Here is a 26,970-nt window from a genome sequence, read left to right as displayed (position 1 = left end):
TAAATTTTGTGTTTTAGAAAGTATACTATCTTTCATTTTATCTAAGTATATTAGTCCGTTACATCGAATTCATTTAACTCTATCAAATCTCGCATAAATGATTTATCCGCTAAAGAATTAGAAACAAGGGTTGAAAATTCTTTTGGGGTTAGCTGAATTCCAAAACCTTATAAGACAGAAAATACTGCAGACAGTGTGCAATGGGCATTCGCAATGGTGTCCACGCCTGATAAAGCTGAATATCGAAAGTTAGATCTCGAGATTATAGGCAAAGCGCTTTTACCATCTCTGTGGTAAATACTGGGTGAAATACAAGGGCATCACGATATTGGTTTGTTCTAACGCTGATGAGCCTTGTGTGCCAGTTAACTTAAAGGTTTTACTTGGTGCACATTTTTCAACGTAGGATGCCAGCGATTTTGCTCTTGTACGTTTGCCACTTTTTACTTCTACAGGGATGATATCTCCTTTATCTGTTGCCAAAATAAATTCGATTTCGGCGCGGGCGTCATTCCATGAATAACTTGGTTCAACGCCAATGGCAGTGAGCTCTTGCTGCACAAAGTTTTCTGCCACATATCCCCTGTAATTATAAACAGATAGCTCATAGTTTTGTTGCTTGATCTCTTTATAACTGCTACCCAGCATATGATTGAGCAGGCCCACATCAAACATAAACAGCTTAACCATATTCTCTTTTTTATAGGCCGCAAGAGGTGATTTCGGCAATCCTTCAATAGGATAGTTTGGCAAGGCTAAGCGGCAACTATTAAGCCAATGGATTGCGGTTTCAAAATCGCTATAACGAGATTTACGCTCAAGAACATGTTTAAATTTGAAGCGTTTAACGGACTCATCGCTCACAAGTGATAACTGCGCTGGAATGCTATTAAACACCGATTCAATTATTGTGGCATCGACCTTGCCCGCGTATTTACCAAAATCGCGACGATAACCTTCAACTAAATCGGCATGAATCTTACTGACTCTTTCAACACGCTCTAGAATGCTTGAATCCTTAAACTGATACCAAGCAGAAACTGCTTCCGGCATACCACCCGTAAAAAAGTAGTCCGTCAGTTTATCCATCAATTTAGTGTGCACCGCAGGTGTGCTTGCTTGACTATCAAACGCTTTGATCAGCGCTTGCTCGTTTGATGCATAAATAAATTCTTGGAAGGTCAGTGGTCGTAAATTGTATTGTTCTACCTTGCCAACAGGGAAGGTGTTGAGCAAACCAATATTCGAGCCGCTGGCCGCGACAAAATAGGAAGGTGCTTTTTCAGCAAAAAACTTTAGTGAGGTAACGGCGCGTTCACATTCGCCAATTTCATCTAAGATCAGCAGGTCCGTTTCTGGGTTAAACGCCTGATTGGTCAACAGCTCAATGTTCATTAGTAGCTCGTCAGGTGACAGTGAGCCATCGAACGCTTCTTTGTAGGCAGGATTTTCAAGAAAGTCGATACGAAGGATGTTGGTAAAGGTGTTTCCAAACAACTCCTGCAGCAGATAGGTTTTACCCGTTTGTCTTGCGCCATCGATCAATAATGGCTTGCGCACAGGTTGGTTTTTCCATGCAATTAGGGCGTTGAGTAAGTGACGCTGCATTGTCATTTCCTGCCAATTAAGATTGTTAACAGCCTATACTATAACCTATTTTACATTTTTACGCGCAGAAAAGTGTAGAATTTTACATTTATATGCGCATAAAAGTGTTGTTTAGTTTGTTTAGTTTGTTTAGTTCTTGAACAGGTAGCATTCATAGTGAAACTATATTTTCAATATCATTATAAAAATGAAGTTTTAGTTTCGCTTTTTCTCCGGTTTTAAGCTGTCAACCATCAAATTGCTAAAAATTCGAGGTAGAGCGAGCCTAGATCTGAGCAGTTCATGTCGATCCGATCGACATATCAATTTCATGTGTCGATGCCATCACATATAAAGACTTAATCTCGTTATCCTCTTGAGAGTAGAGAGAAAAAATAAAGCATCGTTTGATTCAATGTAGTTCAAGTAATTAACGATTCTATCCAACGGCCAATTTAGCAGTCTTATTCCACATTGCAACGGTATGATTTAACTAAAGACTTCGTTAGAGGTAAAATTCAATTAACTAACGAAGTCCCACTGCGTCCCCACACCCTATAAGGCTTTGTGGGACTTAGTGATACCTTATGATTTCCTACTCGATATTCTGGATCTGCTTATTGAGTAGCGGGTTAGGCCCTAACAAAATCAATTGTTTATCGAAAAGAAACCGTTCAAAAATGCCTGTTTGCCCACCAAACTGCCCACCACTTGCCTATGGCTTTTACGAAATCTTAGTGGTTAGCAATGGAAAAACAGTGCCGTTTTTATGCTGCTGTTAGAGCTAAAACATAGCAGTTTTGAAGGGCTTTATGGAGTGATTTTTCAACACATCATCCGTTGTCGGATACAATAGTATCCAATTTCTGTTTTATTTTGCTATAATGGACATAACTGTATTCACTTTGTCTTTGCGGATGAATTTTACCTTACTTGATGATACCGATGTAAGCCAAGCTTATGCGACTTATTTACGTGAGTTACGCAAGCAGGCAAAGCTGTCACGAGCGGCGCTTGCTGAGCGAAGCTGTGTACCTGCGGCCACCATTAAGAAATTTGAGCTGACCGGGCAAATTTCATTTCGCCAATTGTTGTTGCTATGGCAGACACTTGATTCGCTAGATAGGCTTTATCAGCTCACGCAACCTAGCAAAGAACGCGCTGCTATACCCACGAGTATTGATGAGGTGCTAAAAGATGAGTTTTAAACCGATTCAGAAGCTTAATGTTACTCGTACGCTAAGCTCAGGTGAGCAGATCTCTGTTGGAGTCTTGGCGCAGAATCGGCAAGGCGCTTTTTTTCAGTATGCAGACAGCTATTTGCAGCAGTTTGGCAACTTATCACCTTTTACCTTGCAGTCGAACGCGCAAGTTCAAGTCGCTCCTAAAGCGCCGCACCAAGGTGTACATGGCGTATTTGGAGATTGTTTACCCGATGGCTGGGGCATGTTGTTACAAGATCGTATTTTCCGGCAAAAGGGCATCCTACCTAATCAATTAACTGCGATGGATAGACTGGCCTTTGTCGGTGATAAAGGCATAGGAGCATTGTCTTTTTCTCCGGTGTCTGAGTTTTCAGCCACCACGCACGCGGATATTGATTTAGCGACGTTAGGCTTAGAAGCACAAATGTTGTTCGATTCTTCGATGTCAGATTATATGGATGATAGTCACGATGAGTTAGATGGGCATACGCAACAGGTGTTGGCCGCATTAGTCGCTGGAGGTAGTTCGGGTGGGGCAAGGCCTAAGGCGCAAATTTATATGCCTGCTGGGGAAACTCAGCATTGTCGAACCTTTGCAAAGCCTAGTGATGAGGCTTGGCTGATTAAGTTTACCTCTAAAAATCTCGCGCTCGGCCATGAAGAAGGTTTGTGTGAGGCGGTTTATTTACAAATGGCAGAAGTTGCTAAGTGTCAACCGCCGCAATGGCAACTCATTGAAGCACCACCTACAAGCGGTGCGGTTGCCTGGTTGGCGCTTAAGCGCTTTGATTATGTCACGGAGCCGACCAATTTAAGCGGCAATCGCAGTTCAGGTCGATTGCATATGCACAGCGCTTGCGGGCTGCTGGATGCAGACTTTCGAACGCCAAGTTTAGATTACATTGATTTAATTAAGGCCAGCCGTCAGTTGTGTAAATCGCCAGCCGCTGGGCAGCTGCAATTTCGCCGTGCCATTTTTAACCTGCTGTCGTCTAATCAAGACGACCACAGTAAAAACTGGGCGTTTTTGCAAGCAGATGACGGTCAATGGGATCCTGCCCCTTTTTACGATGTTACCTACAGCCCACATCCATTCAACGAACACGCCACTGCGTTCGGAGGTTATGGTAAAGCACCACAGCTTAAGGTGATGCAAAAACTTGCTACCAGTGCTGGCTATGGGGGTTGGCATGAGGCAAGGCAAGTCATTGAAGAAGTCGCAGAAGCCATCAGCCAATTTACGTATCTGGCACAGCAGCAAGGGATCAGTAAAACGACAGCATCTGCAATTACTAAAACACTGGAGCAGCGCAAACAGGAAAATGCCGCGCTTTATTATCGCTAAGGCTCATCCTAATGCTCAGGTAAACGGTGTTTGTGGCAGGGGCGTTTTTACGCTCCTGTTTTAAGCTCCTTTGCGCAGCACAAACATGTGGTACCCAAACTCGCCTAGGTAACGTTCATAAATCGCAATTTCTCGCTCGATATCTGCGATGGCGTTTGAATTTGGCATGCTTGCTTTTACTTCTGCCACTCGCGCTTTGAGTGGTTGATAGTAATCGTGCCATGCTTGTTCCCTTAAGGTGAAATGATCAATCACTTCAAAGCCTGCTTGGCGCATTTGGCTTAAGCGTTTTTCGATGGTTTGCATATCTGGGTATTCACCTTCCCAGAATGCAACCGACTCTTGGCTTGGGTTATCGGTTAACCAGATCAAATCACTGGCGACCATATAGCCGCGATTAGTCAGTAGTTTACTCCACTGGGTTAACGCTTGCTCGACACCCATTATGTAAGCCGCTGCTTCAGACCAGATGCAATCAAAGCTTTCAGGTGTAAAAGGCAGATCCGTCATGCTGGCGCAGCTTAGAGTAACGCGGGTATCTAACCCCTGCTCAGTGAGGCGTTCACCAAGTTCATCCAGCGCACTTTGCTCGTTATCCACTGCTACAATCTCGGCTTGGGTGTGCTTTGCCAATAACCGGGTTGAAAAGCCTTTGCCGCAGCCAATATCAATGATCTTGGTAGGTATTATTGGTAGTGTGGACAATGCTTTTAGTGTATCGGCATCAGAACTCGGCCCCCAGCGTTCTAAGCGTTGGAATACCGTCATAAAATCGGCCATGTATTGATCGTGTTCGTTCATATCTTTTGATAACCATTTCAAATGCAGGGCTTGTTGTTCATTAAAGCCTTGCTGCTTTAACCACTCCAGATGGGCATCTGGTGCTAATTTATCGGTCTGTTGGTGCCAAAGACGCAGCGAACCTTCACCAAGCATGGCGGCAAGTAACGCGCGAGCTTGTTGCTTTTTAGCGATGTCTTCGTCCAGCTGCTGCAAGCGCTTTTCAAGTACAGAGCGCTGCACCTTGCTGTCCAAAAAGGATTTACATTCCTTAAGTGTTAAACCGCCCACTTGCAGTTGTTGCAACAAGCGCAACTGCTGAACATCTTTATCTGAATACAGTCGATAGCCGTTGGTTTGGCGAACACCCTGCAACAAACCTAGCTTCTCGTAGTAGAGCAAGGTTGACCGTGACAGCCCGACTTTTTCAGCTAACTCAGAAATGCGATACACAGATAAAACGTCCTTTCCGTTCTTTTTAATAATGGCGCGGCTGGCTCAAACAGACCAGAACACGAATGACGATAAACTATGAAGTTATAGACAGGTCAAATGTTGTTAGCAAAAAATATCGTTCAGTTTTGATTGGTTGAAAGCTTGAATGCCGCTTTCAGGTCTACAAATTGTCACCTATGAAGTCATTTTGTATAGACCTCGAACCGCTGGATTTTCCCGTTTGGTAAAACGCATAGACGAGTACTCAACTTGTATTGCACACTTTTACGCGCATAAAAGTGCGGAATTTTACATTTTTATGCGCATAAAAGTGTAATTTGGTTCTTATTGAGTATAAAACAGCCCTTTAATAGCTATCTTTCTTCTCTGAAGCTGACCTTGCTGGCCAAGTTTTAGTCATGTGGATATGGGCTACTGCTGCACTTATTTTTTATTCAGCAATTGGATGTCTTGCAGCTTTCTTCCCAGCTCGTCATCACGGGCAACCTTGGTTAGGTCGTCTAACAAGCCTAGGACTGCCAAAACCTTAACGTAGTGACCAAGTGAAACGGAAGGATCACCTTTTGATATTTTACGTAGTGTTGGCTTAGAAATCCCTGTCCTACTATGCATCATTTCTTGAGTAATGCCGCGTCTCTTCATCGCCAATGTTAAGTTTTCTCCCAAGATGTTTAACATCTTCCTTTGTCTAGGGAATATGACCGCAGTGCGTTTTGATTTTGGCTCGACAGTATCCATAGTGAAACTATATTTTCTTAAATATTAATTTAGTGAAATTATAGTTTCACTTTTATCTTCAAGTTGTAAAGCAATAAATTGCCAATCTCTCGAAGTAAAGTGAGCCAAGATCTGAGCTGGTCATGTCGATTTTTTACTGTTTTTTCGACATGTCTTTCTTGTGTGTCGATACACTCGACATATAAACACTCCATCCATACGACTCACCAAAACCGAGTTTTGAGTAGGAAACTTCAAAGCAGTACGCCATCCTTTGGGCTTTAGGGGCAGTTTGGGCAACGCCTTAGTTCACGCCACTTAGCCAAACACTAACCCTGCCCACAGAGCATTTATTGTTTTGGGCACTATCTACAAACTGGGGCAAGTAGCTACCTGTACCCTTAGAAAGCTGCACGATCTGGGCATTTATCTACCTACTGCGTCCGATTAGTACTGGCAAACTCCTAACTGAACTTAACAGATCAGTGAGGAAGCAAACGATGAACCCAACTACACAATCATCCACCGCATCAACAAACCCAGCGCGTCAGCAGCGGATTTTGCGCTTGCCCGAGGTAAAGGCCAAAACAGGCTTTGGCCGCAGCACCATTTATGCCCTGATGGCCAATGGTGAATTTCCGCGATCCATCCGGATTGGCGCGCGTGCCGTGGGCTGGTTAGAAAGCGATATCGACCAGTGGATTGAAACCCGCCGTATCGGTGCTGCTTATGGCCGTGGATAAACCATCAGCATCAACCGCTTTACCTGCCAATGAGTTGAATAACAACATGCCAACATTACCGGCTGGTTTTGCCTATAACGCGCAAAACTGGCTGGTGATGCAACCAGCGGGTCAAGATAGCCCAGTCAAAATCTGTTCTTGGCTGCAAGTAGCTGCTCGTACTCGCGATCCGCAAGGGGACAACTACGGCTATTTATTGCACTGGTTAGACGATGACAATCGCCATCGCTATTGGGCCATGCCAGCAGAACTATTGGCCGGAGACGGCAGCGAGTACCGCCGAATCCTACTCAGCCGAGGCATGCGGCTAAGCAACAGTGTCAAAGCGCGGCAGTTGCTCTCCCTGTTTATTCAACAAATGGGCGAACTGGCCACGCAAAAGGCCATCAGCGTGAACTGCATTGGCTGGCATCACCACGCTTATGTGCATCCGCGCCTCACCTTTTACCCAAGCGAACACAGTAACAACCTGCGCATGGTGCTGCAAACCATGCACCCGATAGAAGGCTTTATTCAACAAGGTAGTAGCGATAGTTGGCGGCAGCACGTTGGCCGTTATTGTCTGGATAACCCGCTATTAATTGTTGGTGTTTGTGCTGCTCTGGCTGCGCCTTTGTTGCATTTGTGCGGGGTGGATGGTTTTGGTTTACACCTCTACGGTGCCAGCAGTACTGGTAAAACCGCAGCGCTGTATCCAGCATTATCGGTGTGGGGCGAGCCTAATCAACTGCGCCACAGTTGGCGTGCCACGGCCAACGGTTTAGAAGGCACAGCATTAGCGCATAACGATGCCTTGCTGGCGCTCGATGAAATGGGCGAAGTTGATCCAAAAGAGGCGGGAGATGTCGCTTATATGCTTGCCAATGGCCAAGGTAAAACCCGTGCAGGCAAATACGGTGAAATGCGCTTACCCGCCCGTTGGCGTTTAGTGTTTTTATCTACTGGTGAAGTGACGCTCGAAAGCCATCTTGCCAGTATCGGCAAGCGCGTAAAAGCCGGCCAGCAAGTGCGCGTGATTGATCTCAGTGCCGATGCCGGAGCGCAAATGGGCGTGTTTAACCATAGCCATGACATGAACGCCGCTGATTTAGCCGATCACCTAAAACAGCAAAGTCGCCAACATTACGGCTGCTTGGCTTTGGACTGGTTACGGTATTTAACGCAGCACAGCGCGCAGGTGCGCCCCGTTTTCCAAAATGTACGCCAACGTTTTTTAGCCAGCTTACCACCCGAGGCGGACGGCCAAGTGCGTCGAGTTGCCGAAAAGTTTGCCTTACTGGCCAGCGCTGGGTTGTTAGCCATTCAAGCCAAAGTACTCGATTGGCCAACCCAAAGTGTCGAAGCCGCCTGTTTAAGCCAGCTTAACCAATGGATACTCGCCCGCGGTGGTGTGGCTGCCAATGAAGACCAACAAGCCATTCGCCAGGTGCGCAGCTTTATTGAGCAGCATGGCGAAAGCCGCTTTACGCCCAAACAAACCGGTTACAGCAGCCAAGTACGCCAACGCGCCGGTTGGCTTGACTCTACAGGCCCACAAACCCTCTACTTGTTTTACCCAACCGGCTGGCGTGAAGCCACCGAAGGCCTAAGCCCAGATCGCGCCGCCAAAGCACTGATGGCCGCAGGCTACCTAGTCCCCGATGGTAACCGACCGCAGCGAAAAGTCAGCCTGCCCGACAATACCCGCCCACGCATGTACTGCGTGAAAGGCAGCATCTTGGATGACTAAAAAGGCGATGAATCCTGTGTAGGCTTGTCACCTTTCAGTGAACCGCCAGTCAACCTAAAGGCTTGGCTAGGTTTAAAGGCTAAGGCAGACAATACCGTTAGTGTACTGGTTGTGTACTTGCTGTGATTGGTGATCGCCATTGCACTGAATGATTGAAAATATTCTTGAGATCTAATCAGTAGATGATAAGATATGGTTTATGTATAAATGTACAGTTATGAGGGGCGCATAATGGAAGATCTTAAATTGGGTTTCAATTCTAACGATATACCGACAACGCTGGTTAACAATACATCGCCAAATGATTCTTGCGCATCGTTCTACTTTCGTCAGGATGGTGAGTACTATCTGCTTTGGGTCGAGCACCAAAAAGTTGAGTATCGAGAGAGTGATGACTTACCAAGGTATGCCATAAGCTGCGCCATCAACGAAGGGGATGATGAATATCCCGAAATTTACAGCGACACATCCCAAAACGATATTTTTAGATCCGATGACGTTAAAGACTTGATCGCTTATTTCCATTCTTAGGTTTCATCTTCAATTTTTGTTAGTAGAGAAATATGAAAAACCTCAAACAATCGCGCTGCGTGATTGGCATTAAAGGGCAAATGCCCGACCCCGATTTCCCCGTTGATATCTGGTTCGATTCGCTGAAATCGGTGGCCAATGTGCTGTCGAAAGAAAATCAGCAGTTGTTAAAAGTAATCGTCGAGCAACAGCCGAAATCGGTCACTGAGCTGGCCACGCTGACTGGCCGAGCTGTCAGTAATGTGTCGAGAACACTGAAAACATTGGGCAAGTACAACTTAGTTGAAATGCAAAGTACAAAAAACATGCTTCGCCCTACCGTCACCCATCAAGAATTTTTAGTAGTAGTTAATAATGAACAATAAAACCAACGTCCTTCTACAAGCAGAAGAAATGATTAAGCCCCTAGCACTTGAGCATGTGCCACAAGACAGTGACGTTGAAGCGGTAATTGATCAATGGTTACACGCCATTGCGACCGATAGCCAGTTTTACTGTAATCCAGAAATCAGCAAGCCAGAACAGCTCAAAGAGCGTGTAATCAGCCTGCTACAACAAAATGGTTTATACACAACGCGTAACGCGTTCTTTAATGATGTGTTTGGTGCTTTAAAGCTAAAGCCTGATTTTGACGCTAAGTTTCGTTTTATAGACTTATTTGCAGGGATCGGTGGGGTTCGACTCGGTTTTCAACAAAACGGCGGCGTTTGTGTTTTTTCTTCCGAATACGATAAGGCAGCTCAAAAAACATATAAAGATAATCACGGAGAATTTCCTTTCGGTGATATAACTAAAATACCTGAAAATGAAATACCTGAGCATGATGTATTATTGGCTGGTTTCCCTTGTCAACCATTCTCAAATGCTGGAGTGTCAGCAAGAAATTCGGTCGGTAAGAAGCATGGATTTCTTTGTGAAACTCAAGGCACACTTTTCTTTGATGTAATGCGTATAGTTGACGAGCGAAGGCCTAAAGTTGTTTTTCTTGAAAATGTTAGGAATTTAGAAAGACATGATAAAGGTCGTACTTTTCAGACTATAAAAGATACCATAGGAAAAAGTGGTTATAGTTTTTTTTACAAAGTGATTGATTCTAGCTCAGTAGTTCCTCAGCGAAGAGTTCGTTGTTATATGGTCGCTATTCGATCTGATATACCTAAGGATTTTTGTTTTCCAGAGTTTGGTGGTGATCCAAAACCTCTTAGGTCAATACTTGAAGAATCCGTAGATGAGAAATATACCATTTCAGATAAATTATGGCTTGGCCACATAAATAGAACAAAAAGGAATTTAGAAAGAGGAACTGGTTTTACAGCTCACACAGCAAATTTAGATAAACCCTCAAATACAATTGTTGCTCGTTATGGCAAGGATGGAAAAGAATGCCTCATTCCCCAGGAAGACAAAAATCCTCGGCTTCTTACACCGAAAGAGTGTGCCAGACTGCAAGGATTTCCTGAGGAGTTCATTACTCCCATTGCTCGTACACCGGCTTACAGGCAATTTGGTAATTCAGTCGTTGTTCCAATTATTCAGGAAATAGCAAAAAAAATCAGAAGGGATATCCTATGAGTTTCCAAACATACTGTGACTTGATTCGTGATGATCAGAAAGTAAAAACAGAGAAAACATTATTACTAACATATACAAACTCTAAGGGGGAGGCTTTCAGTATATCGCCTGAGAGTATCAAGCTTTTTCTTTCTTTTTTGCTCGATAATTATGATGTGGTTCATTCTGCATGGGATAAGGTGCCAACTAGAAAAGATTACATTTATCAATATGAAGAGAAATCATATCGAGAAATATATAAAACAGCATCAGATGAAGAGTTGAAAATCATATCTTCCACAGGAAGGAGTCAAACAAAGGCACTAACAAAGCTAATTTCGAAATTGATTGGATTTCTAACTGAATCAACATATGAATCACCGGAAGTAAATACTTTTTTTGAAGAGGATCGCCTACGATTGGCTCTTGAAAAGTGGGGTGATTTTGTAGGAATGAACACATCGAATACAAAAAATCTATCGAAATTTAATATAAAAAATCAGTTCAGATCATGGATGATAAATAAAGGGCTGTCTGAAAGAACTGCATCATCTTATTCTGGGTCAGGTATCAATTATTGTGATAAGTACATAAATAAAATTGGCGTAAATGTAAGCAGTTTTTATCAATTAAAATCTGGACAAGTGTTGGATGCGTTAAGGGAGCTTGAGCAAGTAGCTGAATGGTTGCAAGCCGATAAAAGTGGTAATTCTATGTATAGTGCAGCTTGCAAAAAACTAGCTGAGTTCTTGGCTGAAGAGCATTCTAATTCATATACTAGCTTATCCAAACCATTCCTCCTTCTCGCTGGCATCTCAGGTACAGGTAAAACCCGCTTTGTGCGTGAGCAAGCAAAAACCTCGGGGCAGTTTGCTGAAACTTATTGTTTAACCTCGGTACGCCCTGACTGGCATGAGCCGAGTGATTTACTCGGATATATTTCACGCCTAAATGGCGCTGCGGAATACATCACTACTGATGTATTGCAGTTTATTGCCAAAGCTTGGCGTGCCATTGCTGATAGCGGCTTAACCGTTGCAGTGCAAGAGAGCGAAGACCAAGGGGAGCGCTTAGCCGTAACAGGTGAACGTGATGAGTTAGATAAGATACTGCCTTACTGGCTGTGCTTGGATGAAATGAACCTTGCTCCTGTTGAGCAGTATTTTGCTGACTATTTATCGGTACTTGAAACTCGTGAATGGACTTGGACAGGTGATAGCTTTACCTACAGCTGTGATGCGCTATTAAAACCCGCGACCATTAAAGAAGCTGCGGATAAAGCAAAGCTGCGTGAAGCGCTGGGCTTTGAGGGTTCGCAATACGATGAGCTGTGGGCCGACATTTGCCAATATGGTTTAGGTATTCCGTTTAACCTGCTGGTCGCAGGCACAGTGAATATGGATGAAACCACCCATGGCTTTTCACGCAAAGTGATTGACCGAGCACTGAGCTTTGATTTTGGTGCGTTTTTCCCTAACGATTATAACGACTTTTTCACCCCAACCAGCTGCAATAAACGCCTTAGCTATCCTATTTGGTCAAATGCCAGCAAAGCAGATTTAGCTGATACTTTTGATGTTGATGGTACAAAAACGGTTGCGTTTTTATCGGCCGTTAATGCAGTGCTAAAAAATACACCATTTGAATTGGCGTTCCGTGCGCTCAATGAGCTGCTACTTGCGGTTGCCAGCAGCCAACCACAAGATGACCTGACCTTAAAAGCCGTGTGGGACGACTTTATGATGTGTAAGGTTCTGCCGCGTATCGAAGGCGATACCGACAAACTGACTACATCAAATCGTAAGGATTTGCTGGAAGAGCTTAGCGATGTGCTTTCAGACCAGTTAGCCCCTATTTGGTTAGCGTCTGAAACGGACGAAACCAATCAACGCCCTGACTTGTATCGTGAGAAAATCGTGGCCGACGGTGCTACTGATGAGGAAAAAGTACTTCGTATACCTTGCCGTTCAAAAGCTAAGTTGCAGTGGATGAACGGGCGATTAGCCAGTGCCACCTTCACCAGTTTCTGGCCTTAATGGGTTGTTGTTTGATGCTTTTTGCAATGAATGCAACCCATAGAAAACCGTACAGCGAAGGCGTAAGGAGTGGTAGGGAATGCCAGAGTTAATACGATTACAAACCCCCGACTTTGAGTTTTCAGTCTGGGCGAATGATATTAGCCAGCGGTTGCATGTGTACCAGAATACAGTGGCGCACAGGGCGAGCGCTAATGATGTACAACCTAGCTATGAATTGCGCTTTGCGCCAGCAGCGCAGCTGAGCAATGCTATTGAACCGCAAGGGCTAGTTGCAGATGATCTGGTACAAAGTGGGTTAGATGAAAGTGACTTAGCCGAAAATGATCTTGTTGCCAATGGCTTAGCGAAACACGCTGAGCTTACATTAAATTCCCCGCTGTTTTTTGAGAATACTCAGTACCAGTTTGAGTGGGTCTTTTTTAGTGAAGTAACTCATGCGCGGCTAACTCACCGAAGCCAAAACGTGAATGAGGCATTTCGTTTTGCTCCCGAAGTAAAAACCGCAAGGGGCGTAGTGCCCGCACGTTTAACCGGCACCATTAATACCGGTAATGATGTGGGCTGGTTACGTTTGCCACTTACCTTTGAACACAATGGCAAAACACAGACTCAGCACATAGCCTTTGAAGTGCTACCAACCAAAATGGCACTTCACCAAGACTTGCCCGCCATGTACCAAGCTATAGACAAAGTGTACCCTCTTTGGCGCTTTAGTTTGGTCGAAAAAACCGAGCAAGATGCAGCGACAAGCCAGCATCGTGGGCATTTTCCACTTATGTGGTTAGCTAATTTTGCCGCGTTACGGGCGCGTTTTGAGCAAGGCTTAAAAGTGATTTGTGCCGCACCACATAGCCGTTTGCAACCGACGGTAGCCAATATTAAAGCGGCCAAATTAAAAGGCCGCCTGCCACATAAGTTAGCCGAGAAAGTTAAGCAAGACTTTGCTAATGGCCAGTACGATAAGCGCTATTCGGTCGAAAAAAAGCAACTGAGTGTCGATACCCCAGAAAACCGCTTTATTAAAATGGCGGTGAGTAAAAGCAAGCGGCAATTAGCGGAGTTTGAACAAAAGCTTAGGCAGAGTAACCAAGCACCAGAACGGCAACGGTTGTCAGATTCATTTTTAAATGAGCTGCATAGTTGGCAAAAACCGTTGCAAAAAGTATTAAGTCAAAGTTTTTTAAAAGAGGTTGGCGCATACACAGGGTTAAACCGTGAGTCGTTAGTACTTCAGCAAAAAACCGGTTACAGCGCGGTGTATCGTATTTGGCAGGAGCTGAAATTTTATTTAGATGTGTTTGGTAATCAGTCGAGCATTTCAATGAAATCAGTAGCCGAGATTTACGAAGTGTGGTGTTTTTTGTGTTTGAAACAGATTTTAGAGCAGGATCTCGGCTTCGAATTGGTTGAAAACAGCGCGACTAAGCTCGCCCAAAATGACTTTTTTGAGTACCAACTAAAAGATGGTTTTGCTGGAGCTTTTCGTTTTAAACGCAGCGATGGTGTGACCGCTAGGCTGGCACACGAGCCGAAATTTACCAAAAAGGGGCAATCAATCCGCTCGTACTTGGTTAACCAAGAGCCGGATATAGTGTTGGAAGTGACACTGCCTAAAAGCGCTGATTTAACGAAAGCAGACTCATTAGAAGAAAAGCAGTTTATTTGGCTGTTTGATGCCAAGTACCGTATTAAAACTGAGAAAAACCGCTTTGATGACAGCAATGAAGATATCGAAAGTAAGGATTACGTACCAGACGATGCCATCAACCAAATGCACCGTTATCGGGATGCCTTGATTCGTCTATCAGAGCCCCGTTTTTCAGAGCCGCGCTTGCCTGAGTCACCATCCAGTAAAATCGAAGGACAACCTTCTAAAAAAAGCCGCCCAGTTTTTGGTGCGTTTGCTTTATACCCAGGTTTTTTTGATCCAGCCACAGCACCCAACCCCTACGCAGCCGCGATAGAAGAAGTGGGTATTGGCGCATTTGCCCTCTTACCTAGTCAAAATGGGCCTAGCCAAAACGAACTTAATCAAACTGAATCAACCCAGACTAAGAGTCTTTATTCCGGCCACCAGTGGTTGCTAGAGTTCTTACAAGCGCAAATTGGCACAGCGCCGAATGCACAAACAGAGCAAAACAATGAAGCCATGTATCCTGTGGCTGGCATGGCGGAAAGGCTCTACGTACAAGAAGCCGCACGCATACCGTATTACGGCATGCGCCAAGTACTGTACCCTGATTTGACGATGACAGTGGCATTGGGTGGGCAGCGTGGCCGTGATAATGGCTACTTTGAACAATTTGAGCAAGGCACAGCGCTGTGGTATCACCTGCCGCAAAGCACGTTTTTGCAGAAATTTAAGCAGCATATTGCCGAGGAAATTCGCTATTTAGCGTTGGCGTCTACCTCAGACACTCAAAGTTCATCCAAGCAAATTGACAAACTTTGGCCGGTTAAACGAGTCACAGTGTTACCACGCTACGCCATTACCGAAGAGCAAGCGGGCAAGAAGTCAGGTTCTGCTGATTTGTATTATTTATTTGAGTTAGGCAAACCACTGTCACTGCAAACGCCAGTGACCAACGTGCCACATCGCCCAATTAAAAACTCCATGAAACTCACCACCTTAACTCGCCTAGAGAGCGTCACTAAGTTTACCGAGGTGGAAAAAGTGTACGAAGCGGCAATGGTGTGAGTAAGGGAGTGTTATCAATTATGCAGAAGGTTAAGAGAATGACAGCCAATACCGCTAATGTTCGACTCAGTGATTGGCTTTTCTCAATCGTAGTTAATGAGTAGGTGAGAGTAAAATGATCAATACTGCGTTTAGGGTCTTACTAACCGCCAATGCTACATCACTGCTGGTGATTATCTTTTTGGTTCAAAAAGGTGTCACGCTGGGCCAATTATTCGGTGGAGTAGACTTTTTAGGTTGGACAGCCGCACTTCCGAACGCAGTCTCTTATTTGTTTTACCTAGCAATACCAATGCTATCAACGCGTTTGAGCATTTGGCTAAGTAAATACTTGGGCAAAGACGAATTTAAAGTGGGTGAAGTTACCAGTATTGAACATGCCAACAACAGTTTTTTACCCAGTTATTTGGGTTACTTTTTTGTGGCGTTGAGCATTGGCAACTTGGAAACCCTATGGTTTGTTTATGGGGTTTTGTTTGTGTTTACCTACCTTTCGCAGGCGCTCTACTTCAACCCGCTGTTTTTGTTGTTTGGTTATGAGTTTTACAACATCACCACCAAAAACGGCACTGCAATTTTTCTGATTAGTAAAGAGCGCTATAAAAAGCCTGATGATATTAAAATACCCTTGGCTTACCGCATTAACAATTACACCTTTATCGAGCGAGAATAATGATGGACCATATACTGGCACACATAAAAACAAGAGCAAAAAAACGTATTTTTAAATTGGTTTCGGAGCAATCTCTTTTTGATCCAGTTACCGTCGATTTAACTGCCTGTGTGCCATACAACCCAGACCATAACCTCGATGAAGATTCATGGTTTAAAATTGAAGGCTTTAGCAACCAAGCGTTCTGTATTGAACTTTTGCAGAAGGTATTCGATTCAAAAGACTACGATGACTTAACCAAAGAAAACTTTTCAAAAATTGCCTATTTATTTGCTGTTCAGGGCGATGATTTTTATTTTCAAAAAGTTACCCCTAGCCTGTTTGTTAAGCGAAAAACATTGGTGTTTGGCGAAGCGGCAACCCTTGAACAAAGCCAAACCCGTTTGGTGATAAACGCTTTGCCTGATGCTGTGTATTTTAAAGGCTCAGATACCCTAGTATTTAGAAATCTGGCAACGATATCAAGCATTTTTAAAGGCATTGATGAACTGTACAAAGAAGCGACTAAAGAAGAAGTAGAGCAGTTTCTGGATGAGTCATTCATAGAGCTGAGTAACGACTACGGTGTTGAAAAAGTTTCAACACCCAATAGAAAACGAATTGGTCTTGCTATGAAAACGCTTGAAAGTATGTCTGCCGACGATAAAACCAATATGCTTGAATATATCGATGGATACTGCGAGCAAAAACTTAAATTCGATCAACAGAATCAAAAGTTTGAAATCTCAACGGATGAAGACTTGAAATTATTGGTTTACGGCATAGAACAGCGCTTTTACACCACCCCCTTTGGTAAGGAAAAACGCTGTGCTAATTCTGTCACGACAATGGGTTAAGGAGTATGTAGCATGGCTAAAGACCTAACCGCATCATCACATGACCGTCAAAATATCCTTAACAACCGCTACGCCCTGCAACAAGCCGAGCAGCACTTGGGCTTGGGAGGAGTGATCTTTGAAGGTGAGACCGTATTCACCAAAGCGCAGGTGGTTGCCTTGTATGACGTTACAGACCGTACTATTGAGCGCTACTTATCTAGCCATGCCGATGAGTTAAAAAGCAACGGCTATCAGGTGATAAAAGGTAAAAAACTAAAGGAATTCAAGTGGTTAATAGATGGTACCGACATCAATGACGGTACCAAAACGAGTGTATTAGGTGTATTCAGTTTTCGTGCCGTGCTGAATCTGGGTATGCTGCTTACTGAAAGTGAACCCGCACGCCTTTTGCGTTCACGTCTGCTGGATATTGTCTTGGATGTAATGGCTGAGCGTGTGGGTGGTCATACCAAGTTTATTAATCAGCGTGATGAAAATTATCTTGTCTCTGCTCTGCAAGAAGAAAACTACCGCCGTCAGTTCACTGATGCATTGGATAAGTATGTAGAGGTCAATAAGTGGACTTATGCACGTTTTACAAACTTGATCTATCAAAGCATTTTTCATGAAAACGCGACGGAATATAAAAAGGTTTTAAACCTAGCAACGAAAACCAATATCCGCGAGACCCTATATTCAGAAGTGCTTAATCTGATTGCCAGCTACGAATCAGGCATTGCTCATGAACTAGAGCAAGCCAGCAATAAATTAGGCCGCAAGCTTTCGCAGAAAGAGGCGGAGGGTCTGTTTACGAGTTTTGAAAGTCATCCTCTGTTTAAACCACTGATTTTGGATGCCAGAACTAAAATGGCCAGCCGCGATTTGTGCTTCCGTGATGCCTTGCATGAAAAGCTGGAAGCTTATATTCAATCGGTCCCCGAAGCTGATTTTGATCGCTTCTTGGGTGAGAAGAGCCGTTCTTTGGAAGAGCAATTGAGTGATCCAGAAACATTGGCTGTACTCAAACGCTTGAAAGATCGATAAGCAAAGGAATGTGGCTATGAGCGATTCTACAGACACAAGCTTACGGTTCTTCTATTTCGATGTGACGCACGCGATTAGCGTTCACGATTGGATTATAGAGCATTCTGGCGGGCTAGCAGGCACCAAGGACGTTGGTCAGTTAGCCAGCCCGTTAGAGCACATACAAAATGACTGGTATTATCCAGAAATGGAGGACAAGCTGACTCACTTGGTATTCTCCATTAATAAAAACCATTCTTTTAATGATGGCAATAAACGATCATCGTTGGTGTTAGGCGCTTATTTCCTTGAATTAAACGGTTTTGACTATGTGGTAAAGCGCTTTGCCAAAGAAATGGAAAACATCGTCGTTTGGGTTGCAGATAACGTGATCGACAAGGATCTATTACGTCAGATCATCAGCTCAGTACTTTATGACGACGATTATCCTGAGTCGGTTAAATTGGCTATATTTGAAGCAATTGAAGCAGCAAAAGATTACTAACCATTTCGTGGATCATCACGAGATGGTACGTATAGATGGCCATTTTGCATTGTTAATATTAAAATCGCACTAACAACACTCCTCCCGCTACCTGTTAGATCAGCGCCCTGTGAGGGGTTACTCTTTTTTGGGGTTGGTGATTCAAGGTTGTATTTTGAAAGAGATAAGCCCCAGTCTTAACGGCGACTGAGGCGCAGCCACGAGCCAAAACACTAGGTAAAGGCTCAACCAGCTTCAATGAACTTGCGTGAAATTGTGGTTTTCTTTATAACAAATATCAAGCTATTTAGCCTTGTTGCTGAGTTTCCTTCTCGTTACCAAAGCATTTGTTCGTAATCCACACATCATTCTCAGGACCACAAAGGTGGTGCAGCAGCGCTAGGTTGATCTGGTGGCTGATCACGTTGCCGTTTCGTTTTCTCTTGTCTTTTCTTAAGCCACTCAGTAACAACCCCGTGCATGATTTGCCCACTTGCTCTGGCGAACTTGGCAGGCAAAAGGCGCGGTTTTGCTGCTTGGGATGCAAGGTAGCGCGCTTTCCTGTTTTAGACAAAGGCGTGATGCACCAAAAAATACAGGCGTTGGCCGGTGTGTTTGCTTGTAATGTTCTGGTTTGGCTCGTGTAATCCAAATATACCGGTAACAAATGTGCCGGTAACAAAACCAAGCCGCCTTGCGGGTGGCCATCAACCTCAGGTAAAGGTAGCCAATAGAGGTTTGGCCATTGCTCGGGGCTTTGCCATTTTTCTACGATCACTTGTGCGCCAATGCTATTTAGCCATTGGTGAATCGGGCAGCCTAGGTGCGCTTGTTTAACGCGCGGTAACTGATAGGTCAGCCAGCGGGTTAGGCGTTCGGCTGCATTATCGCACTGGCTTAATGCGGGGTAGAGGGTAAACGCGCCATGCCCAACCAGTAAAGCGACCACCTGCTGTATCCATTCTCTATCCCAATCGTTAGCACTTGCCCATAACACGTCACTTATCACCTTGTTGGTTCGTCATGCCGTCTATTTTCAGTCGTCGGGTGCAGACGCGGTGGTGAATTAGATGAAAGAAATGGCCATCAAACTCACCTGTCAAATCGGTTTTTTATGATGACCTGTGCGCGGCTAACTGATTGAAATATATCGTCCAATGCGGCTCTGTTTGGCGGCATTCAACTAGTGCAAAAAAATCGAGACGCCAAACGATCGTTTGCATTCTGGGTTTAAAAAATCAAACGGTTTGTACTTTGATGCTGAGGTTGGTTTAGGGTACAAAAAGTGCCAAACCTTGCTTTGAGCCAGTACTGGCAAGGCTTAGCAACGTTGGATTTCAATCGAGAAGCCAAACAGAGAATGGGCTAATTTCCCTGTTTGGCGTTTCGATCCAAAAGCCAAACGGATAGTGGTTTTGGCGTAAGGGGGTAAAGGCATGGGGAAGTGTGTGCGCGAACACGCGAATGATTGCTCTGTAAAACCAATCGACAAAAACGCCAACTTGGTTTATATTTTTAAAATAATTTTAGTTTTTATAAACCAGAGGTCTGTATGATTGGAGAGCGCATAAAACGAGCCCGTGCAGCCGCTGGCCTGTCGATGCAGGCCTTGGGTGAGCAAGTTGGTATTAGTGCCAACATGGTTAAGAAATACGAGCACGACCAGAGTATGCCTTCGTCGGGGGTCTTACTTAAATTGGCGACGGCTTTGTCGGTTCGTACTGAATACTTCTTTCGCCCAGCACAGGTGACTTTGGGGGAGGTGGAGTATCGTAAAAAAGCCTCAGCTTCAGCTAAGTTGCTAAAGAAGATTGAGTCTGATGTGGTTGACCAAGCCGAACGCTGGTTATCACTTAAAAATGTATGGCCAAACTTCCCGATAGCGAGTTTTAACTACCAGCCCGACGTTCCTGTTGTAAGCACTTTAGACGCAGTAGAGCAGGTTGCCGCCAAAGTCCGTACTGATTGGCAGTTAGGTATGAATCCATTGCCAGACTTAATCGACTTGCTTGAGTCTAAAGGTATTCTGGTGATTGTCAGTAACGTACCCCAAGCCGATAAATTTGATGGGTTACAAGCCAAAATATCAGGGCAGCCAATTGTTGTTGTGTCTTCTCATTGGCCTGGTTGCCGCCAGCGGTTCACATTGGCGCATGAGCTTGGCCACCTTGTTTTACATGGCTTACTCGATGAATCCCTTGACGAAGAGATGGCCTGCAACCGCTTTGCTTCTGCGTTTTTACTGCCCGAAGTTGGCCTTTTTCAGCATCTAGGAGAGCGACGTTCGAACGTAGACCCCAAAGAGCTATATTTCCTGAAACACGAATATGGCTTAAGCATGGCAGCTTGTTTGTATCGCAGTGCCGACCTTGGTGTGATCACCGAAGAGAAAAAACGCCAAATATTTATACAGTTCTCAAAAAACGGTTGGCGAAAGCAAGAGCCTGGGAACACTTATCCACAAGAACAAACATTATTGTTTGAGCAGTTGGTTTATCGTGCATTGGCAGAGGGAATTGTTAGTGAATCGAAAGCCGCTGAGCTGTTACAGATGTCAGTGATGGCATTGCATAAGCAGCGCCAAATGTTGGCTGAGGCTGTTTAAATGTATTTGTTGATCAGTGATGCCAATATCCTCATTGATCTCGAAGAAGGCCAATTATTAGGCGTCTTTTTCAATTTGCCTTACCAGTTCAAAGTTCCAGATGTGTTATTCCACGAGGAGTTAAGCGATCAACATGGCTATTTACTCGAGTTAGGGTTGTTGTTGGGGGAGTTAAGCCCTGAGTCTATGATGTACTCATTTGAACTGAGGCAAAAGTATGCTGGCCCTAGCATGAACGATTGCTTTGCACTTGCGTTGGCGAAACAAGAACAGTGTCCATTGCTAACTGGGGATATGGCGCTTAGGAAGGCGGCTGAAAAAGAAGCGATATTAGTTCAAGGTACGCTATGGGTTGTTGAGCAGCTCGTCACCCATGGTGTATTGTCAGTTGAAGAAGCTCAAGCTGCCTACGATAAAATGGCAAAAGCTGGTCGTCGCTTACCTTGGGCGCTTGCAAAGCAGCGTTTAACCCAATTATAAACTTTGCATAGCCCCCGATTGCCCCACTCCTTGGGGCAGTTTAATTTCCTCTTATTCACCCTCTAAAGCTCGGCATATCAAGTGTTGCCCCATTGTCCCAACTGCCCACGGTAAGTGCGCAATTGGCTGTCTTGTTAGCTTCGCCTGATGGGCCTTTTCGGCATGCGGCTGCGTTTGCCATCGAAGAAGGCCAATACTCTGAACCAATAGAGTGATTCTTCATACCCCAAGCTGTGCGTTGGACGTGCAGGCGGGATGAGCCCCAGTTTGCGTCCTAGACTGACAATCACGTAGAACGTGAGTTTTAGCGTCAGCCAAGGAGCGAGTACCACGAATACCATCAGGCAATACCGAGTAAATGCGTAGCCTATACCATAAGGCTGTTCGAGTAGGGCAATGCCAATACACCAACCAAGGCCTGCCAGCATGGCGATTGGAAAGGTAATGGGGGCAAGTCGCATCATAAATGGCATGTTAACGCCCTCCTGCGTGCTGTTGCGAATGTGGCTCAAAGTTCACCAGTGGTTCAACCACATCAGCCACGGTTTGATGGGCAATTCGGCGCTCTTCAAAGTAATCGTGGCGGTCGTAGATGCCCTCAACGCCTTTTAGCTTATGGTTAAGACAGCGTTCGGCCACGTTGCCTGCAATGCCTAAACAGGCGGCAAGGCTGCGAAAGGTGCGGCGCAAATCGTGTACGGTGAAGTGTTCAAGTTTGCCCATTTTGTTGGGAGGCTGTTTTTTGCGCCCAGGCTCGCGACCAAAGAGTTTAGAAATGGCCCGGTTTAGCGTATCTGGCCCCATATGTGGACGATGGCTTGCTCGTCTGGCTGGGAAAACATAAGGCGAGCCACAAGCGCGGATTTGCAACTCGTTAAACCAGGCAATAGCTTGGCGTGGTAAGGGAATGCTGATTGGGACGCCAGTTTTACTTCGTTCCTTGGGTAGGTCCCATACGCCCGTGGTTAAATCCATTTCACGCCACATGGCTTCGCACAATTCGCTTTTGCGCACGCCCAACACCAAAAACAGGCAGCAAGCGAGGTAGTTGTCGCGGCCAAAGCTATTGATATGGGTATGAAACACGCTAAAGGCGTAGTGAATTTCCTCTTTGCTAAGCATCCTGTCTTTACTGGACTCCACGCCACCGGCATCGTCCACGGTAAATGCTGCGGCTGGGTTGTTCAGGGTTAAGTCGAGCTTTATCGCATGCCGAAACAGCTGCTTCATGTACATTAAGGTATCGTTGGCGATGGTAGGGCGGTTACTTTCTCGAATGCGCTCTAGCACCTCCCGCACGTCACGTGCGGTCACCTCAGCAATACACTTAATGCCAATGACTGGGCTTATGTCTTTGGTGTAAACCCGATACGGAATCTTGGGATGCTTAAGTCGTCGACTAAGATCGGTTCGATACCAGTCATGGAACAGTTGATCCACGGTTTCAATGTCAGGTAACTCGATTTTCTGTTTTTCTAGAAGAGGATCTATGCCGTCACGTACTTCCTTTCGAAAGTATGCGGCGGCAATTCGAGCGTCTGCCAACGACATTAAAGGAAATTGCCCCAAGGTTGCTTCTCGTCTTCCTTTGGCTGTGGTGTAGCGGATCATCCAGTAAGGCGAGCCTTGTTTGCGGACGCAAAAGTATAGCCCTTCACCATCTGAATATTTTTTGGGGTCGGCTTTGCTGTATGCAATAACCTGTTTTGCTGTGAGTTTTCCCATGTTTACTCCATAGTTGCTGAAATAATGGAGGGGGCAATAATGGCTGCCCACCACCGATTTGCTTATTGAATCAGCAGCTAACCTGTTGTGGTGGCGAGTTAAATGCGAAAATTGGGTAACTTACTGCCCACCAATTTGCTCACCGCAAAATGCTTATTGAGCCAAAATGAGGGGACTGCCCACCATTCTGCCCACCACTAAACAGGCAGTTGGTAACGGACATCTGTAAACCGATTTGGACGGGAAAAATAAAAAAGCCCTGTATTTACAAGCAAATAACAGGGCTTCTAAGACATTCTTGGACGGGTGAAAAAACTATTCGATGTTTTGGATCTGCTCGCGCATTTGCTCAATCAACACTTTCAATTCCACGGCTGATTGGGTGATGTCGGCGTGAATAGATTTTGAGCCTAGGGTGTTTGATTCGCGATTGAATTCTTGCATCATGAAGTCGAGTCTTCGGCCGCATGCGCCGCCTTTATTGAGGATGTTGTGAGTTTCGCCAATATGGGAGTTGAGTCGGTCGAGTTCTTCGGCGACGTCGACCTTTTGTGCAAGCATGATCATCTCTTGTTCTACTCTGCCCGCTTCAAGTTCGATTTTTGCTTCTTCGAAGCGGCTTAATAGTCGCTCTTTTTGCCATGTGATGATTTCTGGCATTCTGGCGCTCACGATTTTGACTTGTTCTTGTATTCCTTCAAGGCGTTGTTCAATCATTTCTTTTAAGTTAACACCTTCTGCCGCGCGAGCTTGGATGAAGTCGTTGAGAGTGTCGTCAAAGCCTTTCATTATGTCGGTTTGAATGCTGTCCATATCGGTTTCCACCGTGGCAATAACGCCAGGCCAGCGCAGGATATCGACGGGGTTTACGCCGCTTGATTGGCCGTGAGATTGTACCCAGTCGGCGGCTTTTAGTAGCTGTTTGGCAAGATCTTCATTAAGACTTAGCTCGCCTGCTGCTGCATCGTTGGGAATATAGCGTAATGCACATTCTACTTTGCCCCGTTGAAGACGTTTTCTAAAACGTTCTCTTAACATTGGTTCGAGTGAGCGAAACTGCTCTGGAAGGCGGAAAAAGGTTTCTAGGTAGCGTTGATTAACCGAGCGAATTTCCCATATTGCGGTGCCCCATTCTGCTTTTATTTCGTTGCGGGCAAATGCTGTCATGCTATATATCATGGGTATTCCTCAATAATTTAAATTTGAATGCTGGCATAGTTTACGCGTTATTAACAAAATTCGCAGTGGTTTTTGTTATTCGCAGCTAAGCCTTTAGGCCACGGGATTTGCGCTGAAATGTTGAGGGGTTAAAGCCGCCTCCTACAGGGAGGGATGGTAAATTTATTTTGTAGCATGGTCTTTAGGCCATGGGATTTGCTGTGGAATATTGAGGGGCTAAAGCAGCCTCCTACAGGGAGGGATGGTAAATTTATTTTGTAGCATGGTCTTTAGGCCATGGGATTTGCTGTGGAATATTGAGGGGCTAAAGCAGCCTCCTACAGGGTAGGATGGTAAATTTATCTTGTAGCATGGTCTTTAGGCCATGGGATTTGCACCGGAATGTTGAGGGGTTAAAGCTGCCTCCTACAGGGTAGGATGGTAAATTTATCTTGTAGCATGGTCTTTAGGCCATGGGATTTGACCTAGAATATCGACGGGTTAAAGCCGCTTTGTACAAGTTTGGGATTTATTTCGTCGCTAACTGCAACATTTGGTTGAGTTACGTTATAATCCTGCGCCATATCAATTAGGAGTTTAAAAATGCGTCCAAGTGGAAGAACTGCCAGTCAAATCCGTCCTATTACTATAACTCGCCAGTTTACCTGTCATGCTGAAGGTTCGGTGTTGGTTGAATTTGGTAATACCAAAGTTATCTGTAACGCTACCGTTGAAGAAGGTGTGCCGCGCTTTATGAAAGGCCAAGGTAAAGGTTGGATAACTGCTGAGTACAGCATGCTTCCACGCTCTACCCATACTCGCTCAGGTCGTGAAGCGGCTCGTGGCAAGCAAGGCGGACGTACTTTAGAGATTCAACGTTTAATTGCTCGCTCTTTACGCGCAGCGGTTGATTTAAAATTATTGGGTGAGAATACGATTACCCTAGATTGCGACGTTATTCAGGCTGATGGTGGCACTCGTACCGCGTCTATTACCGGTGCATGTGTTGCTCTAGTTGATGCTTTAACTTATATGCGCAGCAAAGGTATTTTGAAAGCGAATCCGCTTAAGTTTATGATTGCCGCATTATCAGTGGGTGTTTATAAAGGTAACGCTATCGCTGATTTAGAGTACTTGGAAGACTCTGACGCTGAAACAGACATGAACGTGGTGATGACTGAAACTGGCAAATTAATTGAAGTTCAAGGTACTGCCGAAGGCGAACCGTTTAGCTTTGACGAAATGAGCGAGATGCTTGAATTAGCTAAACATGGTCTGCGTGAGTTGTTCGATGTTCAAAAAAGTTCGTTAAACTAGAACGGGTTTATAAAAAGATATGCAAGATTATCAAAAAGCATTTATTGAATTTGCCTTAGCTCGCAATGTATTGAAATTTGGTGAATTTACATTGAAATCAGGGCGATTGAGCCCTTATTTTTTCAATGCTGGTTTATTCAATACCGGCAATGACTTGGCTAAACTTGGGCAATTTTATGCACAGGCCTTAATTGATTCTGGCATTGAATTCGATGTGTTGTTTGGCCCAGCTTATAAAGGTATTCCTATTGCGACCACTACGGCGGTTGCATTGGCTGACAAACATAACATCGATACACCTTATTGCTTTAATCGCAAAGAAGCTAAAGCTCATGGTGAAGGCGGCACTTTGGTGGGTAGTCCTCTTAACGGCAAAATCATGCTGGTGGATGATGTGATCACCGCAGGTACGGCTATCCGTGAATCAATGCAACTTATTGATGCCCACGGCGCAACGCTTGCTGGTGTGTTAATCGCTTTGGATCGCCAAGAAAAAGGCAAAGGTGAGCTGTCAGCTATTCAAGAAGTCGAGCGTGATTTTGGTACGCAAGTTGTGTCTATTATTAATCTCGGTGATTTAGTTGAGTACTTAAAACTGAAACCTGAAATGGCGGAACATTTGGCTAACATCGAACAATATCGGCAGGACTATGGGATCTGATTTTACGATTCCGGCTGAATTTGCCGCTGATTATCATCTTGATGCGCTGGGGCTTAGATGTCCAGAGCCGGTAATGATGGTTCGTATGAAGGTCCGCAATATGCAAGAAGGTGAGTCATTAAGTGTGATAGCTGATGACCATTCGACAACTCGCGACATGCCGAGTTTTTGTCGATTCATGGGGCATACATTAGTGTGTTCCCATACCGAATCCGCCCCCTATATTTATCTCATCCGTAAAGGCGTGTAACTCCCGTAGCACGGCCTTTAGGCCATGGAATATCGCACAATTGCACGAGGTTAAAACACCCGCCTACAAGAGACATTCCCCTTAGCACGGCCTTTAGGCCATGGAATATCGCACAATTGCACGAGGTTAAAACACCCGCCTACAAGAGACATTCCCCTTAGCACGGCCTTTAGGCCATGGAGTATCGCACAATTGCGCGGGGTTAAAACACCCGCCTACAAGAGACATTCCCCGTAGCACGGCCTTTAGGCCATGGGAGATCGCACAATTGCACGGGGTTAAAACACCCGCCTACAAGAGACATTCCCCGTAGCACGGCCTTTAGGCCATGGAGTATCGCACGATTGCGCGGGGTTAAAACACCTGCCTAAAAGAAACATTCCCGTAGCATGGCC

General features: G+C 44.9%; 25 protein-coding genes. 18 read left to right on the top strand and 7 right to left on the bottom strand.

The features are described from left to right. Positions 1 to 279: 279 nt before the first annotated feature. The gene (locus ABWV72_RS16940; RefSeq protein WP_353371911.1) at positions 280 to 1,608 is read right to left on the bottom strand and encodes an ATP-binding protein; all 1,329 of its coding nucleotides are present in this window, start codon (positions 1,606 to 1,608) and stop codon (positions 280 to 282) included. A gap of 896 nt (positions 1,609 to 2,504) precedes the next feature. Here ABWV72_RS16940 and ABWV72_RS16935 point away from each other — a divergent pair. Both ABWV72_RS16935 and ABWV72_RS16930 read left to right on the top strand, forming a co-directional pair. Beyond that, on the top strand, positions 2,505 to 2,795 hold the full coding sequence (locus ABWV72_RS16935; RefSeq protein WP_077578207.1) for a helix-turn-helix domain-containing protein: 291 nt from the start codon (positions 2,505 to 2,507) through the stop codon (positions 2,793 to 2,795). Next, the gene (locus tag ABWV72_RS16930; protein ID WP_353371909.1) at positions 2,785 to 4,137 is read left to right on the top strand and encodes a type II toxin-antitoxin system HipA family toxin; all 1,353 of its coding nucleotides are present in this window, start codon (positions 2,785 to 2,787) and stop codon (positions 4,135 to 4,137) included. Before ABWV72_RS16935 ends, ABWV72_RS16930 begins: the two co-directional genes overlap by 11 nt. 60 nt (positions 4,138 to 4,197) lie before the next feature. On the opposite strand, the gene ABWV72_RS16925 is transcribed toward ABWV72_RS16930, so the two are convergent. After that, positions 4,198 to 5,370: a MerR family transcriptional regulator gene (locus ABWV72_RS16925; protein WP_353371907.1), complete on the bottom strand. Its 1,173-nt coding sequence runs from the start codon at positions 5,368 to 5,370 to the stop codon at positions 4,198 to 4,200. A gap of 426 nt (positions 5,371 to 5,796) precedes the next feature. After that, positions 5,797 to 6,111, bottom strand: a complete 315-nt coding sequence (locus ABWV72_RS16920) for a helix-turn-helix domain-containing protein (RefSeq protein ID WP_012518681.1) — start codon at positions 6,109 to 6,111, stop codon at positions 5,797 to 5,799. Between the two features lie 479 nt (positions 6,112 to 6,590). Here ABWV72_RS16920 and ABWV72_RS16915 point away from each other — a divergent pair, with 479 nt between their 5' ends. From ABWV72_RS16915 to ABWV72_RS16865, 11 genes are all read left to right on the top strand, one after another. Beyond that, a complete protein-coding gene (locus tag ABWV72_RS16915) occupies positions 6,591 to 6,833 on the top strand; it encodes a helix-turn-helix transcriptional regulator (RefSeq protein WP_267701340.1) in 243 nt (80 codons plus the stop codon). Further along, positions 6,820 to 8,562 carry a DUF927 domain-containing protein gene (locus tag ABWV72_RS16910; protein WP_318146079.1) on the top strand — a complete coding sequence of 581 codons (1,743 nt, stop codon included), beginning with the start codon at positions 6,820 to 6,822 and terminating at the stop codon, positions 8,560 to 8,562. Before ABWV72_RS16915 ends, ABWV72_RS16910 begins: the two co-directional genes overlap by 14 nt. 231 nt (positions 8,563 to 8,793) lie before the next feature. Then, complete coding sequence (locus ABWV72_RS16905) at positions 8,794 to 9,093, top strand: hypothetical protein (RefSeq protein WP_353371904.1); 300 nt, start codon at positions 8,794 to 8,796, stop codon at positions 9,091 to 9,093. A gap of 32 nt (positions 9,094 to 9,125) precedes the next feature. Further along, positions 9,126 to 9,458 carry an HVO_A0114 family putative DNA-binding protein gene (locus ABWV72_RS16900; protein ID WP_353371902.1) on the top strand — a complete coding sequence of 111 codons (333 nt, stop codon included), beginning with the start codon at positions 9,126 to 9,128 and terminating at the stop codon, positions 9,456 to 9,458. Beyond that, positions 9,448 to 10,665, top strand: coding sequence for a DNA (cytosine-5-)-methyltransferase (gene dcm, locus ABWV72_RS16895; protein ID WP_353371900.1), 1,218 nt, complete (start codon positions 9,448 to 9,450; stop codon positions 10,663 to 10,665). The genes ABWV72_RS16900 and dcm overlap by 11 nt, the downstream gene beginning before the upstream one ends. Next, positions 10,662 to 12,680, top strand: a complete 2,019-nt coding sequence (locus ABWV72_RS16890; protein ID WP_353371898.1) for an McrB family protein — start codon at positions 10,662 to 10,664, stop codon at positions 12,678 to 12,680. The genes dcm and ABWV72_RS16890 overlap by 4 nt, the downstream gene beginning before the upstream one ends. 79 nt (positions 12,681 to 12,759) lie before the next feature. After that, on the top strand, positions 12,760 to 15,381 hold the full coding sequence (locus tag ABWV72_RS16885) for a DUF2357 domain-containing protein (RefSeq protein ID WP_353371896.1): 2,622 nt from the start codon (positions 12,760 to 12,762) through the stop codon (positions 15,379 to 15,381). 115 nt (positions 15,382 to 15,496) lie between these two features. Beyond that, positions 15,497 to 16,054, top strand: a complete 558-nt coding sequence (locus ABWV72_RS16880) for a KwaA family protein (RefSeq protein WP_353371894.1) — start codon at positions 15,497 to 15,499, stop codon at positions 16,052 to 16,054. Further along, positions 16,054 to 16,890, top strand: a complete 837-nt coding sequence (locus ABWV72_RS16875; RefSeq protein ID WP_353371892.1) for an ATP F0F1 synthase synthase — start codon at positions 16,054 to 16,056, stop codon at positions 16,888 to 16,890. Before ABWV72_RS16880 ends, ABWV72_RS16875 begins: the two co-directional genes overlap by 1 nt. Positions 16,891 to 16,902: 12 nt before the next feature. Then, on the top strand, positions 16,903 to 17,916 hold the full coding sequence (locus tag ABWV72_RS16870; protein ID WP_353371890.1) for a DNA-binding protein: 1,014 nt from the start codon (positions 16,903 to 16,905) through the stop codon (positions 17,914 to 17,916). A gap of 16 nt (positions 17,917 to 17,932) precedes the next feature. Then, the gene (locus ABWV72_RS16865; RefSeq protein WP_353371888.1) at positions 17,933 to 18,400 is read left to right on the top strand and encodes a type II toxin-antitoxin system death-on-curing family toxin; all 468 of its coding nucleotides are present in this window, start codon (positions 17,933 to 17,935) and stop codon (positions 18,398 to 18,400) included. Between the two features lie 286 nt (positions 18,401 to 18,686). Here ABWV72_RS16865 and ABWV72_RS16860 read toward each other — a convergent pair whose 3' ends face one another. After that, on the bottom strand, positions 18,687 to 19,388 hold the full coding sequence (locus ABWV72_RS16860) for a hypothetical protein (RefSeq protein WP_502902150.1): 702 nt from the start codon (positions 19,386 to 19,388) through the stop codon (positions 18,687 to 18,689). A 543-nt stretch (positions 19,389 to 19,931) separates the two neighbouring features. Here ABWV72_RS16860 and ABWV72_RS16855 point away from each other — a divergent pair. Then, the gene (locus ABWV72_RS16855; protein ID WP_353371886.1) at positions 19,932 to 20,984 is read left to right on the top strand and encodes a helix-turn-helix domain-containing protein; all 1,053 of its coding nucleotides are present in this window, start codon (positions 19,932 to 19,934) and stop codon (positions 20,982 to 20,984) included. After that, positions 20,985 to 21,464 (top strand): PIN domain-containing protein, encoded by a 480-nt coding sequence (locus tag ABWV72_RS16850; protein ID WP_095500538.1) that lies wholly within the window; start codon positions 20,985 to 20,987, stop codon positions 21,462 to 21,464. A 55-nt stretch (positions 21,465 to 21,519) separates the two neighbouring features. On the opposite strand, the gene ABWV72_RS16845 is transcribed toward ABWV72_RS16850, so the two are convergent. The 3 genes from ABWV72_RS16845 to ABWV72_RS16835 form a co-directional block, all read right to left on the bottom strand. Beyond that, positions 21,520 to 21,687: a hypothetical protein gene (locus ABWV72_RS16845; RefSeq protein WP_353371883.1), complete on the bottom strand. Its 168-nt coding sequence runs from the start codon at positions 21,685 to 21,687 to the stop codon at positions 21,520 to 21,522. 251 nt (positions 21,688 to 21,938) lie between these two features. Continuing rightward, a complete protein-coding gene (locus tag ABWV72_RS16840) occupies positions 21,939 to 23,189 on the bottom strand; it encodes a tyrosine-type recombinase/integrase (RefSeq protein WP_353371881.1) in 1,251 nt (416 codons plus the stop codon). A 315-nt stretch (positions 23,190 to 23,504) separates the two neighbouring features. Next, positions 23,505 to 24,368, bottom strand: coding sequence for a YicC/YloC family endoribonuclease (locus ABWV72_RS16835; RefSeq protein ID WP_216047740.1), 864 nt, complete (start codon positions 24,366 to 24,368; stop codon positions 23,505 to 23,507). Between the two features lie 582 nt (positions 24,369 to 24,950). Here ABWV72_RS16835 and rph point away from each other — a divergent pair. The 3 genes from rph to tusA are packed head-to-tail and all read left to right on the top strand — an operon-like array spanning position 24,951 to position 26,575. After that, on the top strand, positions 24,951 to 25,664 hold the full coding sequence (gene rph / locus ABWV72_RS16830) for a ribonuclease PH (RefSeq protein WP_353371879.1): 714 nt from the start codon (positions 24,951 to 24,953) through the stop codon (positions 25,662 to 25,664). Between the two features lie 19 nt (positions 25,665 to 25,683). After that, positions 25,684 to 26,325: an orotate phosphoribosyltransferase gene (gene pyrE, locus ABWV72_RS16825; protein WP_342805896.1), complete on the top strand. Its 642-nt coding sequence runs from the start codon at positions 25,684 to 25,686 to the stop codon at positions 26,323 to 26,325. Next, positions 26,315 to 26,575 carry a sulfurtransferase TusA gene (tusA, locus tag ABWV72_RS16820; RefSeq protein ID WP_353371877.1) on the top strand — a complete coding sequence of 87 codons (261 nt, stop codon included), beginning with the start codon at positions 26,315 to 26,317 and terminating at the stop codon, positions 26,573 to 26,575. The genes pyrE and tusA overlap by 11 nt, the downstream gene beginning before the upstream one ends. Positions 26,576 to 26,970 lie beyond the last annotated feature (395 nt).

Source organism: Aliiglaciecola sp. NS0011-25 (assembly GCF_040370605.1).
Lineage (GTDB): Bacteria > Pseudomonadota > Gammaproteobacteria > Enterobacterales > Alteromonadaceae > Aliiglaciecola > Aliiglaciecola lipolytica_A.
Note: the sequence above shows the minus strand (reverse complement) of the source record. Positions and strands in the feature narration are given on the sequence as shown.